Here is a 12752-nt window from a genome sequence, read left to right as displayed (position 1 = left end):
GCGGTCAGTGGCCGAGGTGGCGGCGTACCGAGTCGTGGTGGGCGTCGACGGCGGCCCGGCGGGCCTCCTTGCGGTCGCGGCGGCGGTCGGCCCGGGTGGCACCGGCCTCGCGGCGCTTGACCTCGACGCTGCCGAAGAACGCGAAGCCGGTCAGCCGGATCGTGGGGGCGTCGAGGTCGCAGCCGTCGTCGTCGGGGTTCTCCACCTGCCCGAAGATCGTCGTGGTCTCGTTCACCACGCGAACGCCCGGCGGGACGATCATCTCGATCGAGCCGAAGATCGCCGCCACGCTGACCGTGACCTCGCGCTGCGACAGCACGGCCCGCCGGAAGTCCAGCTCGACCGAGCCGAACACGCCGCTGACGCTCGTCTGCGCCTCCACCATCCAGCGCCCCCGCCGCTCGGCGGCCGAGAAGACGGCCGCGATCGACGTGGAGTACCGCCGGGGCGGCGCCTCGGGCGGCGCGTCCTTCTGGAGCGAGATCCGGGGCCGCGCCTCGTCCGCCGACGGCAGGTCGTGCAGCAACGGTTCAAGCTCGCCGTACGTGCGGGCGTTGTAGGCCGCGTCGAGCCGCTCGGCGTGCTCGTCCGGCGTCAGCCGTCCCTCGGCCAGGGCCTCCCGCAGCCGGTCGGCCACCCGGTCACGGTCGGCGTCCGACGCACGGTACGCCCCCGGGCCGCCGGAACCGGTGCCGGGCGTGGGGTCCTCTGAAGCACTCACGCACCCATCATCGCAAACGCGATGTGTCGCGTCTAACCCCTTGGACGATCGGAAACCGGGCGCGGCCTCCGGGACGGGCGTCCCGGAGGCCGCGTGCGGGCTAGACCCTGCGGAGCCAGAGGTCGAGGTTGAGTTCGTCGTCGCGGCGGTGGGCCAGGTCGGCGTCGGGGCGGCCCTCCCCGACGTGCGTCGCGAGGACCTCGGCGGCCAGCTCGTCGCCGTGGGCGCGGAGAGCCTCGGCCAGGTCGTCGCCGGCGGCCCGCCACCACAGCTCGATGCGGTCGGTGACGTCGAAGCCCGCGGACTTGCGGGCGTCCTGCACGAGCCGGACGACCTCGCGGACCAGCCCGGCGCGGCGCAGCTCCGGCGTCAGCTCCAGGTCGAGCGCGACGGTCTCGCCCGCCGCGCTCTCCACCGCCCAGCCCGACCGGGGACGTTCGGTGACGATGACCTCGCCGGGCGCCAGCTCGACCGTCCCGACGCCCTCGGCGTCCACGGTCGCGCCGCCCGCGCGCAGCGCCGCGACCAGCGCGACGGGGTCGGCGGTGGAGACGGCCTTGGCGACCTTCGGGGTCTCCTTGGCGAAGCGGCGGCCCAGCTCGCGGAAGTTCGGCTTCACCTCGTACTCGACGAGGTCGCCCGCGACCGACGCCAGCTCCTCGAACGCCGTCACGTTCAGCTCGTCCGCGATCTGCCCGCGCAGCTCGGCGGGCAGCGCCGCCCAGCCCGCGGCGCCGACGAGGGCGCGCGCGAGCGGCTGCCGCGTCCGCACCGCGCTCGCCGCGCGCGCCGACCGGCCCAGCTCCACCAGCCGCCGCACCAGCGCCATCTGCGCGGACAGGTCCGCGTCGAGCAGCGCCGCGTCGACGGTCGGCCAGTCGGCCAGGTGCACCGAGTCGGGGGCGTCCTCGGCGCGCAGGACGTCCCACACGTGGTCGGTGACGAACGGCGTCAGCGGCGCCATGAGCCGCGTCAGCGTCTCCAGGCACTCGTACAGCGTCGCGAACGCCGCGGCGCCCGCGGGCGTCTCCGGGCCCTCCCAGAACCGCCGCCGCGACCGCCGCACGTACCAGTTGGACAGGTCGTCCACGAAGTCGGCGAGGCGGCGGCCCGCCCGCGAGGTGTCGAACCGCTCCAGCGCCTCGGTCACCTCGGAGACCGTGCGGTGCAGTTCGGCCAGCGCCCACCGGTCCAGCAGCGGCCGGTCGGCCGGGGCCGGGGCCTCACCGAGCCGGTCCGGCGTCCATGCCCGCCCGTTCCGTCCCGCCGCGTTGGCGTACAGGACGAAGAACGACGCGGTGTTCCAGTACGTGAGCAGGACCTTGCGGACGATCTCCTCGATCGCGCCGTGGCCGACCCGCCGCGCCGCCCACGGCAGTCCCGCCGCCAGCATGTACCAGCGCAGCGCGTCGGCGCCGTGTTCGTCCATCAGCGGGATCGGGCGCAGCACGTTGCCCAGGTGCTTGCTCATCTTGCGGCCGTCCTCGGCGAGGATCAGGCCGAGGCACAGCACGTTCTCGTACGACGACCGGTCGAACACCAGCGTGCCGACGGCCATCAGCGAGTAGAACCAGCCGCGCGTCTGGTCCTGCGCCTCGCAGATGTACTGCGCCGGGTACGAGCGCTCGAAGATCTCGTCGTTGCGGTGCGGGGCGCCCCACTGCGCGAACGGCATCGAGCCCGAGTCGTACCAGGCGTCGATGACGTCGGGGACGCGCCGCGCCTCTCCGCCGCACTGCGGGCACGCGAACGTCACGTCGTCGACGTACGGGCGGTGCGGGTCGAGCTTGGACAGGTCCCGCCCGGCCAGCTCGCCCAGCTCGGCGAGCGAGCCCACGCAGGTGATGTGGGCGTCGTCCTGCTCGCACACCCACAGCGGCAGCGGCGTGCCCCAGTAGCGCGAGCGCGACAGGGACCAGTCGACGTTGTTGCGCAGCCACTCGCCGTACCGGCCCTCCTTGACCGTCTCGGGGAACCAGTTGGTCTTCTGGTTCTCCTCCAGCAGCCGCTGCTTGATCTCCGTCGTGCGGATGTACCAGGCGGGGAGCGCGTAGTAGAGCAGCGGCGTGTGGCAGCGCCAGCAGTGCGGGTAGCTGTGCTCGAAGTGGCCGTCGCGGAACAGCAGGCCCCGGCCGCGCAGGTCGTTGGTGAGCGTCTCGTCGGCGTCCTTGAAGAACGTGCCGCCGACGAGCGGGACGTCCTCCAGGAACCGGCCGTCGGGGCCGACCGGGTTGACGACCGGCATCCCGTAGTTCTTGCAGACCGTCATGTCGTCGGCGCCGAACGCGGGCGCCTGGTGGACGAGGCCGGTGCCGTCCTCGACCGTCACGTAGTCGCCGAGGACGACGTAGTGCGCGTCCGGGATGTCCACCAGGTCGAACGGGCGGCGGTACGGCGTGCGCTCCAGCTCGCGGCCGGAGAACGTCGCCAGCCGCTCGGCGCCGTCACCGAGGACCTGCTCCAGCAGCGGCTCGGCCACCACCAGCACCTCGCCGGTCACCGGGACGCGGGCGGCGACGTAGGCGACGTCGGGGTGGACGGCCACGGCCGTGTTCGACACCAGCGTCCACGGCGTCGTCGTCCAGATGAGCAGCGAGGCGTTCAGGTCGGCCAGCGGCCCGGCCGTCACCGGCATCCGCACGAACACCGACGGGCTCGACACCGTCTCGTAGCCGCCCGGCTGGCCCAGCTCGTGGTCGGACAGGCCCGTGCCGCAGCGCGGGCAGTACGGCGTGATGCGGAAGTCGCGGAACAGCAGCCCCTTGTCGAAGACGACCTTCAGCGACCACCACACGGACTCGACGTAGTCGGGGTTCATGGTCCAGTAGGCCGACTCCTTGTCGACCCAGTAGCCCATCCGGTCGGTCATCTCCTCGAACGCGTCCACGTGCCGCTGCACCGACTCGCGGCAGCGGTCGTTGAACGCGGCGACGCCGTACTCCTCGATGTCCTTCTTGCCGGTGAGGCCCAGTTCCTTCTCGACGGCGACCTCCACCGGCAGGCCGTGGCAGTCCCAGCCGGCCTTGCGGGGCACGTGGAAGCCCTGCATCGTCTTGAAGCGGGGGAAGACGTCCTTGAAGACGCGTGCCTCGACGTGGTGGACGCCCGGCATGCCGTTCGCCGTCGGCGGGCCCTCGTAGAAGATCCACGGCGTGCCGTCCGCCGTACGCTCCAGCGAACGCTCGAAGACTTGGCCGTCCTGCCAGCGGCGCAGCATGTCCCGCTCCAGGGCGGGAAGATCGACCTGCGCGGGCAGGGGCCGGAACTGACGGCTCACGGGGCGGACCTCTCGATTTCGGACGACGCGGAAACCGAAGGGACGAGACGCGCCCGGCGCGGCCCGCGGTACCACCCTCCTTGGCCGTCCTGGCTCGGACGGCCCACTTCGTTGCTCGTCGCGGCTGCCGGTTCTACGCGGCGCGTGGCGCCGTTTCCTCCGGCGGCTCCGGGGTGATCGGACCGGCGCGCCGTGCCTCCGGGCTCGCACCGTCCCCGGATCGCTCCTGGCCGCTCTCGCCGGCGGGTGTCCCCATCTCCGCCTGCCGCTCAGACGTGGAATTCTAACCTACCCGGCGCCCCGGCTCTTCTCCCCGCATTTCCCGGCGCGTGGGTTTCTCTTTGCGGCGTGACGGGGCATATGCGGCCTGTAGTACCGCCAGGTCATCGTCCGTCCGGTGAAAGGGGCCCAACCGTGTCCACACTGCCTGTCGAGGAGTCCAGCGTGGAGGAGGCGGTCGCGACCGCTTCCGGGACGCGGTCCAAGCCCGCTGGACGGGCCAAGCCCGCGACCAAGCCCGCCGCGAAACCGGCCGCGAAACCCGCCGCCAAGGCCAGGGCCGTCAAGGCGAAGACCGCCGCGAAGACCGGGGCGGCGCCCGCGCGGGCGACGGCGGGCGTGCTGCCCGTCCGCGAGGGCGAGGACCTGTGGAGCGAGGCCGAGCTGGCCGACGTCCGCGCCGCCCTCACCGGCGAGATCTCCGAGCTGCGCGTCCACCTCGACCTGTCGGCGTCCCAGATCGCGGCGGGCGACACCAACGAGGGCGCCGGCGACGACCAGGCCGACGCCGGGGCCAAGACGTACGAGCGCGAGCACGAGCTGTCGCTGTCCTACAATGCCCGGGACCTGCTCGACCAGAACGAGCGGGCCGTCCAGCGCATGGACGCCGGCACGTACGGCGTCTGCGAGTCGTGCGCCCGTCCGATCGGGAAGGCGCGTCTCCAGGCGTTCCCCCGTGCCACACTTTGTGTGACATGCAAACAACGCGAGGAACGTCGCTGAGCTCACCATCGGACATTCAGGGCGAGGCCGGTGCGCCGTCCCGGCCTCGCCGCGTCGGAGTCCTGGCCGCCGTCGCCACGGCGGCGCTGGGTCTCGACGTCATCACCAAGATCGTCGTGGTCGCCACCCTCCAGGACCGCGCGCCCATCCGGCTGCTCGGCGGCCTGCTGACGCTGCGCGAGACCCGCAACAGCGGGGCCGCGTTCTCCATCGGCACCGGTTACACGATCGTCTTCACGCTGATCGCGATCGGCGTCGTCGTCGCGATCATCCGGACGGCCCGCAACCTGCGCAGCCTCCCGTGGGCGATCTGCCTCGGGCTGCTGCTCGGCGGCGCGCTCGGCAACCTGGTCGACCGCGTCGTCCGCGCCCCGGCGCCGCTGAAGGGCCACGTCGTCGACTGGATCGAGCTGCCGAACTGGCCGGTGTTCAACCTGGCCGACTCCGCGATCGTGTGCGGCGGCGTCCTCGCCGTCCTGCTGGCCGCGCGCGGCCTCCAGCTCGACGGCACCCGGTTGCCGTCGCGCGCCGAGGAGAAGCGCCGCGCGGCCGACGCCGGACCCCGGGAGGACGCGTGAGCGACGTGCGGAGCCTGCCCGTCCCCGACGGGCTGGAGGGGGAGCGGGCCGACGCCGCGCTCGCCCGCCTGTTCGGCCTGTCGCGCGGCCGGGCCGCCGACATCATCGCCGCCGGCGACGTCCTGCTCGACGGCCGCGAGGTCGCCAAGTCCGACCGGCTGCACGCCGGGGCCTGGCTGGAGGTGACGCTCCCGCCGCCGCCCGCCGCGCCGGCGCCCGTGGCCGAACCCGTCCCCGGCATGGGCCTGCTGTACGAGGACGACGACATCGTCGTGGTGAACAAGCCGATCGGCGTCGCCGCCCACCCGACGACCGGCTGGACCGGCCCGACCGTCCTCGGCGGCCTGCTCGGCGCCGGGCACACGATCGCGACGAGCGGCGCGTCCGAGCGGCAGGGCATCGTGCACCGCCTCGACGCCAACACCACCGGCGCGATGGTCGTCGCCAAGTCCGAGACGGCGTACTCGCGGCTGAAGCGGGCGTTCAAGGAACGCACCGTCAAGAAGCGGTACCAGGCGCTCGTCCAGGGGCATCCCGACCCGTTCCGGGGCACGGTGGACGCCCCGATCGACCGGCACCCGTCCGGCGACGGCCGGTTCGCGGTGGTGGCGGGCGGCAAGCCGTCGGTCACCCACTACGACACCGTTGAGGCGTTCCGCGCCGCGACGCTGCTCGACGTCGACCTGGAGACGGGGCGCACGCACCAGATCCGCGTCCACATGCAGGCGATCCGGCACCCCATCGCCGGGGACATGGCCTACGGCGCCGACCCCACGCTCGCCGCCCGCCTCGGCCTCACCCGCCAGTGGCTGCACGCGGTCCGCCTCGGCTTCGAGCATCCCGGGCACGGCGAGTGGGTCGAGTTCGAGAGCCCCTATCCCGACGACCTCGCCCGCGCCCTGGAGATCGTCGCCGCCGAGTCCTGACCCCCGTCACAGCAGCCGCAGTGCCGCCGCCACGGCACCTGCCACGGCGAGCACGACGAGGAACGGCGCCCGGCACACGAGCGCGACGACGGCGGCCCCCATGCCCGCGACGCGGGGGCCGTCGAACTCCAGGGAGCGTCCGTCCGCGAACGTCTGGACGACGACGAGCGCGCTGAGCAGCGCGACCGGCACCAGTTCGGCGAACCGCTGCACGCGCGGGTCGTCCAGGACGCGCTGCGGCATGACGAGCCCGCCGAGCTTGAGCGCGTAGCACCCGATCCCGGTGGCGATCACGGCGATCCAGACGCTCACCGCCGCCCTCCCGCGATCACGGCGACGGCGGCGACCATGACGGGCACCCCCGGCGGCAGCACGGGCGTTGCCGCGAACGCGACGACGGCGGCCACGGCGGCGACCCTCGCCGGTCCCCGCCCGGCGGTCAGCCGGGGCCACAGCAGCGCCAGGAACACGGCCGCCCCCACGACGTCGAGCCCGAACGCCTCCGGATCACCGATCCGCGCGGCGCCGAGCGCCCCGAGCAGCGTCGTGGCGTTCCACATCAGGTAGATGCTGACGGCCGTGGCGTAGAACCCGACCCGTGCACTGTCCGCGTCCGGCTGCGCGGTGGCGACGGCGGCCGTCTCGTCGATGACCCCCTGCGCCGTCACCGCCCGCCGCCACCCGGTGATCCGGAGGACCTGCGAGAGCCGCAGCCCGTAGAACGCGTTCCGCCCTCCGAGCAGCACGGCCCCGGCGGCGCCCGCGACCAGGCTCCCGCCCCCCGCGATGACCCCGACGAGCGCGAACTGCGAGGCCCCGGTGAACGCCACCAGGCTCAGCACGCACGCCTGCCCCACCGACAACCCGGCGGTGACGGCCGCGGCCCCGAACGCGAACCCCGACAACCCCACAGCGACCCCGACGCCAACGGCATCCCGCACCGCCGCCCGCCGGGCGTCGACCTCCAAGGAACCCATGCCCGCACGCTAGACCCGCCCCCGGCACCCCTTCTTGAACGTTCTTGCGCGGTGCCGCCGGTGGGCGTTCAGCGGTGCTCGGCGAGTTCCAGGCCGCATTCGATGATCGTGGACATGATGCGGGCCAGGCGGTCGGGGCCGAGGGTGGGGGCGTGGGGGGCCATGGCGGCGACGATCTCGGCCTCGCGGGCGGGGTTGCGTCCGGCGAAGCCGCCGACGGGTTTGAGGTCCTGGATTCGGCCCGCCACGGCGGCGCGGTGTTCGAGCAGCGTCGCGAGGACGCGGTCGATGTCGTCGATGGCGGTGCGGGCGTCGGCCACGGCGTCCAGGGACGCGGGGTCGGGGAGGCGGACGTCGAGCGTCCGGGCGGGGTCGGTCATGGGTCGCTTCCCTTCTCGCTGCGGCCGTCCGCGCGGGAGAGGGTGCCCGGAGCGACGTCCCATGCCGTCCATCGTAGGACGTGGCGCCAACGGGCGGGACCGTCGTCTCAGCCGGTGAGACGGCGGTGCATCCAGACGTGCGGGATGCCCGCCTCCTCGTCCTCGGGGCCGTAGGCGGTGTAGCCGAGGCGTTCGTAGAAGCCGCGCGCCGACGTCTGCGCGTGCAGCCGCACCGCCGTCAGCGACTCGGCGCGCGCCTGCGCCTCGACGGCGCGCACCAGTGCCGCGCCGAGCCCCGTCCCGCGCGTCTCGGGGAGTACGGCCAGCCGTCCGAGCACGCCCGTCCCGTCGCGGTCGAGCAGCCGGGCGGTGCCGACGGGACGCCCGTCCAGCCGGGCCAGGAAGTGCCGGGCCGCGGCGTCGTCGGCGTCGAGTTCGATCTCCGGCGGGACGCCCTGCTCGGTGACGAAGACGCGCATCCGGATGGCGAGGGCGGCGGCCCGGTCGGTGTCGGTCGCGATAGTGATGATCTCGGTCTTCACGCCTTACGTCCTACCATGTCGGAATGGCTGAGCTGCGGGATCTCGGACCGGGCGAGAACGCCCGGCACTGGCGGCATCCGGCCGTCGCCGACGTCGACCTGCTCCGCGCCCGCTTCGTCACCTACCGGTTCGGGCGCCACGTCCACGAGGGCTACACGGTCGGCGTCATCGAGAGCGGCGTCGAGGAGTTCGCCCATCCCGGCGGCGTCGACCGGGCGGGGCCCGGCGCGCTCGCCGTCGTCAACCCCGACGTCGTGCACACCGGGCACGCCGGAACGCCCGAAGGCTGGACGTACCGGGTGCTGTACCCGGGCGAGCGGCTGGTGCGCGAGGTCGCCGCCGAGCTGGGCCGCCGCGGCGCGCCCTCGTTCGGGCATCCGGTGATCTGGGACCCCGAGGCCGCCGCGCTGCTGCGCGCCGCGCACCGGGCGGGCGAGGACGGCAGCGACGCGCTGACCGGCTCGACACTGCTGCGCCGGGGCCTGGCGGCGCTGCTCCGGCACGCCGGGGCCGACCTGCCGGACGGCGCCGCGCTCCCGGCCGACGTGGCCCGCGCCCGCGACATCCTGCACGCCCGTCTCGTCGACCCGCCGACGCTGGAGGAACTGGCCGCCGCGTCCGGGACGCGCCCGTTCCCGCTGCTGCGCGCCTTCCGCACCACGTTGGGCCTGCCGCCGCACGCCTACCTGAACCAGGTCCGCGTCCGCGCCGCCCGCCGTCTGCTGGACGAGGGCCACACCCCCGCCGCGACCGCCGCCGCCACCGGCTTCGCCGACCAGGCCCACCTCACCCGCCATTTCAAGAAGGCCGTCGGCGTCCCGCCCGGCGCCTACCGCCGCACCCGCCACCCGGGCTAGGCGAGCGCGGCGGGCCGCGCGCCGACCAGCACGCTCTCCCAGCCGGTGAAGCGGCCCAGGCCGTCGAAGTGCGCGCGGGCCGGGCCCTCGGGCGGGGTGAGGTCGAGGACGCCGTCGCCCTCGCGGTAGGGGACGCGGTGGTGGCTGAGGAACCGGGCCAGGGTGAGGCGCGGGTCGGCGGGGAAGAGGCTGACGGCCGTGGTGAGCAGCCGAGGGACGGGGACCGGGTCCCACGCGGCGGGGGGCGCCTTCTCGTCGTCCACGTGCAGGTAGGCCGAGCCGCCGTCGTAGCCCGCGCCGATGTAGCCGCCGCCCGCGAGGACGCCGCCTGCGGCCATGGCCATCAGTTCGCCGCCGTGCCCGGCCGGGCCGTCGTACCAGCCGAGATCGACTTCCGGGGTGGTGAACTCGGGGATGCCGAGCCGTGCGCCGAGGGTCCGGATGCGCAGGGTCGGGGCGACGGCCGGATGGTCCTCGCCGAACTGCGGATTGGCCCAGCCCCACAGCCAGGTGCGCTCGCGCGCGGCGTAGCTGCCGAGGAGCGTCACCCGGACCGTCACGCCGCCGCTGGTGTAGCTGCGCGCCGTGAGGTCCGCGCTCCAGTCCTCGCGCGGCAGGAACTCGGCGAGCGTTTCCTGCTGCTGGAGGACCACCGCGGCGAGCGCTGCGCCGAGGCGTTCGAAAGCGGGGCTGAATCCGGACATGTCGGGCACATTATCCCAGGGATCGGGCCGGTCGTGGGCGGAAATCGAGCACCTTCCGGTTGTCGAACGGTTCACCAGGGCGGGTTAGTCTTTCGCTGTCGGGAGCGGGTCGTTCACAAGGAGCGTACGAGGTGCGGGGACCGGTCGGCAGGGCCTTGCGAACCTGGACGCTGACCTGTGCCCTCATCGCCATGCTCGGACCCCTCGCCGGCCTGCTCTGGGCGCACATCGCGCCCGAGATCCGCTTCGTCGTGGTACGCGGGCGGGCGCTGCTGGCCGACCCCGAGGGACAGGGGCCCATCGGCACCGACGCCCGGTTCGCCCTGATCGCCGTGGGTCTCGGCGTGCTCTGCGGCGGCGCCGCCTACCTCGCGGGCGGACGCGGCAACGACATCGCGCTGCTGCTCGGCCTCGCCGCCGGGGGAGCGGCGGCGGCCGTGCTCGCCTGGCGCACCGGCCACCACGTCGGCCTGGCCGACTTCCGCGCCGCCGTCGCCGCCGCGCCCGACGGCCGCGTCCTCAGCGGCCCGGCCGACCTGCGCGCCCTCGGCGTCCTCACGTTCTGGCCGATGGCCTCCGTCGGCTCGTACGCGTTCTTCGAGGTCCTCGTCAAACGCCTACCCGCGGGCGATCACGGCGGTCGCGGCGCCGGTCAGGGCGATCAGGTCGGCGGGGGCCAGTTCGATCTGGAGGCCGCGCCGGCCGGCCGAGACGTAGACGGTCGCGAACGCTGAGGCCGACGCGTCCAGCACCGTCGGCAGCCGCCGCTTCTGCCCGAGCGGGCTGATCCCGCCGACGACGTAGCCGGTCGCGCGCTCGGCGTCGCGCGGCTCGGCCATCACGGCCTTCTTCCCGCCCGCGGCGGCGGCCAGCGCCTTGAGGTCCAGCGAGGACGAGACCGGGACGATCCCGACGGTCAGCGCCCCGTCCACCGCCGCGAGCAGCGTCTTGAACAGCCGCTCGTGCGGCACGCCCAGCGCGTCGGCGGCGGCCCGGCCGTAGGACGGGGCGTCCGGGTCGACGGTGTACTCGTGCAGGGTGAACGCGGCACCGGCGCGGGTGGCGGCGACCGTGGCCGGGGTGCCCTTGCCGCCTTTGGACTTCGCGGGACTCATCCGCACAGTGTGCCGAAACCGCGCTCAGTTCGGGTGGAAGGAGCCGTCCGCGAACGGGGCGTAGGGCAGCGCCGGAAGGTCGCGCAGCAGCCGGTTCTCCCGTTCCAGCAGGGCGAGCGCGCGGCGCAGCCGCTCGGCGGCGTGCTCGGCGGCCAGCAGCCGCTGCGTCTCGCTGCCGTCCAGCACCAGGCGGGACGCGATCTCGTGCGACAGCGCGACCGGCTCGGTCGCCGCCGAGGCCCGCAACGCGACGCCGAGCGCCGCCATCCGCCCCCGGTAGCGCTCGAACGCCGCCCCGGCGAGCCGGGCCAGGGGTTCGGGATCGGGGCCGGGCTCGTCCGGCAGCGGGACCGTCTCACCGAGCGGATACGGACGGGAGCGATCGACGCCCTTCACCCGGAACCGGGCGCCGCCGACGGTGGTCAGCGCCCACTGGCCGTCCGGCCGCTCCTCCGCCTCGGTGACCTCCGCGACGCAGCCCACCTCCGCGATCCGGGGCGTCCCGATCACCGGATGGCCGAACTCGACCGCCACGATCCCGAACCGGTGCGGCGCGGAGCCCGCCAGCACGTCGCGGACGAGGGCCAGATAGCGGTCCTCGAAGACCCGCAGCGGCAGATCCATCCCCGGGAAGAGCACGGTTCCGAGGGGGAACAGCGGCACCCGCTCGGTCATGGCCCGGTCCTCGCTTCCGGCTGCGGCACCTGCTCGCCGCCAGGGTAGGACGGTTCCCGCGTGTCCGAACGGGTGGAATTCTCACATGGTGATGCGGCGCCGGTAGCGTCCCGGGTATGAGGATCATCGTCGTGGACGCGTTCACCGACCGTCCGTTCGCCGGCAACCCCGCCGGGGTCTGCCTGCTCGACGCCGCCGCCGACCCCGCCTGGATGCAGCGGGTCGCGACGGAGATGCGGCACTCCGAGACGGCGTTCGTGCGGCGCGACGGCGCCGAATGGGAGCTGCGCTGGTTCACGCCGGTGCTAGAGGTGGCACTGTGCGGCCACGCGACACTGGCCTCCGCGCACACGCTCTACGAGACGGGCCTGGCCGCGCCGGACGCGCCGATCCGGTTCCGGACGCTGCACAGCGGCGTGCTGACCGTCCGGCGCGACGCGGACGGCGTGCTGGAGATGGACTTCCCGTCCGTCCCGGCGCAGGAGGCGCCCGCCCCGGACGGGCTCGCCGACGTCTTCGGCGTGACGCCGCTGTGGACCGGGCGCAACGCCCAGGACGACTGGCTCGTCCGAGTCTCCGACGCCGCCACCGTCCGCGCCCTGGACCCCGACGCCGAGGCGGTCGCCCGGCTCGACGCGCGCGGCGTCATCCTCACCGCCCCGGCCGACGGCGACCACGACTTCGTCTCCCGCTTCTTCGGCGCCCGGTCCCTGGACGGCGCCGAGGACCCGGTCACGGGCTCGGCGCACTGCGCGCTCGCGCCGTACTGGGCGGAACGGCTCGGGCGGACGGCGCTGACGGGGTACCAGGCGTCCGCACGCGGCGGCTCGGTGGGCGTCCGCGTGGAGGGCGACCGGGTCGTGCTGCGCGGCCGGGCCGTCACCGTTCTCGCCGGTGACCTGCGGGTCTGAAAAAGTTATCCACAGCCCCGGCCGGGGTCGCGCGCGGCGCGTTCGCCTGTTCCAGAATCGGGGGGACGCCGCCGCCCGGGCGAGCGT

At 74.2% G+C, this 12752-nt stretch carries 15 protein-coding genes; 6 read left to right on the top strand and 9 right to left on the bottom strand.

Annotated features, from left to right (window positions below):
• Positions 1-4: 4 nt before the first annotated feature.
• Entirely contained in the window at positions 5-637 is a 633-nt protein-coding gene (locus C229_RS31395; protein WP_018657248.1) for a DUF1707 SHOCT-like domain-containing protein, read from the bottom strand.
• Positions 638-821: 184 nt separating this feature from the next.
• Positions 822-3998, bottom strand: a complete 3177-nt coding sequence (ileS, locus tag C229_RS0121875) for an isoleucine--tRNA ligase (protein ID WP_018657247.1) — start codon at positions 3996-3998, stop codon at positions 822-824.
• A gap of 618 nt (positions 3999-4616) precedes the next feature.
• Here ileS and C229_RS35535 point away from each other — a divergent pair.
• Genes C229_RS35535 through C229_RS0121860 form a run of 3 tightly spaced genes read left to right on the top strand, consistent with a single transcriptional unit; the run spans position 4617 to position 6504 of the window.
• Positions 4617-5000 (top strand): TraR/DksA family transcriptional regulator, encoded by a 384-nt coding sequence (locus tag C229_RS35535; protein ID WP_240487368.1) that lies wholly within the window; start codon positions 4617-4619, stop codon positions 4998-5000.
• On the top strand, positions 4973-5578 hold the full coding sequence (gene lspA, locus C229_RS0121865) for a signal peptidase II (protein WP_081639982.1): 606 nt from the start codon (positions 4973-4975) through the stop codon (positions 5576-5578). Before C229_RS35535 ends, lspA begins: the two co-directional genes overlap by 28 nt.
• The gene (locus C229_RS0121860; protein WP_018657244.1) at positions 5575-6504 is read left to right on the top strand and encodes an RluA family pseudouridine synthase; all 930 of its coding nucleotides are present in this window, start codon (positions 5575-5577) and stop codon (positions 6502-6504) included. The genes lspA and C229_RS0121860 overlap by 4 nt, the downstream gene beginning before the upstream one ends.
• A 6-nt stretch (positions 6505-6510) precedes the next feature.
• Here C229_RS0121860 and C229_RS0121855 read toward each other — a convergent pair whose 3' ends face one another.
• The 4 genes from C229_RS0121855 to C229_RS0121840 form a co-directional block, all read right to left on the bottom strand.
• Positions 6511-6816, bottom strand: coding sequence for an AzlD domain-containing protein (locus C229_RS0121855; RefSeq protein WP_018657243.1), 306 nt, complete (start codon positions 6814-6816; stop codon positions 6511-6513).
• Positions 6813-7481: an AzlC family ABC transporter permease gene (locus C229_RS0121850; protein WP_033424676.1), complete on the bottom strand. Its 669-nt coding sequence runs from the start codon at positions 7479-7481 to the stop codon at positions 6813-6815. The genes C229_RS0121855 and C229_RS0121850 overlap by 4 nt, the downstream gene beginning before the upstream one ends.
• A 68-nt stretch (positions 7482-7549) precedes the next feature.
• Positions 7550-7861 carry a chorismate mutase gene (locus C229_RS0121845; protein ID WP_018657241.1) on the bottom strand — a complete coding sequence of 104 codons (312 nt, stop codon included), beginning with the start codon at positions 7859-7861 and terminating at the stop codon, positions 7550-7552.
• Between the two features lie 107 nt (positions 7862-7968).
• Entirely contained in the window at positions 7969-8403 is a 435-nt protein-coding gene (locus C229_RS0121840) for a GNAT family N-acetyltransferase (RefSeq protein ID WP_018657240.1), read from the bottom strand.
• Positions 8404-8426: 23 nt separating this feature from the next.
• On the opposite strand from C229_RS0121840, the gene C229_RS0121835 reads away from it, so the two are divergent.
• Positions 8427-9260 carry a helix-turn-helix transcriptional regulator gene (locus C229_RS0121835; RefSeq protein WP_018657239.1) on the top strand — a complete coding sequence of 278 codons (834 nt, stop codon included), beginning with the start codon at positions 8427-8429 and terminating at the stop codon, positions 9258-9260.
• Here the strand turns inward: C229_RS0121835 and C229_RS0121830 are convergent.
• A complete protein-coding gene (locus tag C229_RS0121830; RefSeq protein WP_018657238.1) occupies positions 9257-9964 on the bottom strand; it encodes a DUF6882 domain-containing protein in 708 nt (235 codons plus the stop codon). The genes C229_RS0121835 and C229_RS0121830 overlap by 4 nt on opposite strands.
• Positions 9965-10155: 191 nt before the next feature.
• On the opposite strand from C229_RS0121830, the gene C229_RS34440 reads away from it, so the two are divergent.
• Positions 10156-10698 (top strand): hypothetical protein, encoded by a 543-nt coding sequence (locus C229_RS34440; RefSeq protein WP_240487366.1) that lies wholly within the window; start codon positions 10156-10158, stop codon positions 10696-10698.
• Here C229_RS34440 and ybaK read toward each other — a convergent pair.
• Positions 10582-11079 carry a Cys-tRNA(Pro) deacylase gene (ybaK, locus tag C229_RS0121820; protein WP_018657236.1) on the bottom strand — a complete coding sequence of 166 codons (498 nt, stop codon included), beginning with the start codon at positions 11077-11079 and terminating at the stop codon, positions 10582-10584. The two genes, C229_RS34440 and ybaK, sit on opposite strands and share 117 nt — an antisense overlap.
• Before the next feature lie 24 nt (positions 11080-11103).
• The gene (locus tag C229_RS0121815; protein WP_018657235.1) at positions 11104-11754 is read right to left on the bottom strand and encodes an LON peptidase substrate-binding domain-containing protein; all 651 of its coding nucleotides are present in this window, start codon (positions 11752-11754) and stop codon (positions 11104-11106) included.
• Positions 11755-11870: 116 nt separating this feature from the next.
• On the opposite strand from C229_RS0121815, the gene C229_RS0121810 reads away from it, so the two are divergent.
• Positions 11871-12665, top strand: a complete 795-nt coding sequence (locus C229_RS0121810) for a PhzF family phenazine biosynthesis protein (protein WP_018657234.1) — start codon at positions 11871-11873, stop codon at positions 12663-12665.
• Positions 12666-12752: the final 87 nt, after the last annotated feature.

Source organism: Actinomadura flavalba DSM 45200, from assembly GCF_000374305.1.
Classification (GTDB): Bacteria; Actinomycetota; Actinomycetes; order Streptosporangiales; family Streptosporangiaceae; genus Spirillospora; species Spirillospora flavalba.
This window is presented reverse-complemented; position numbering and strand designations above follow the sequence as displayed.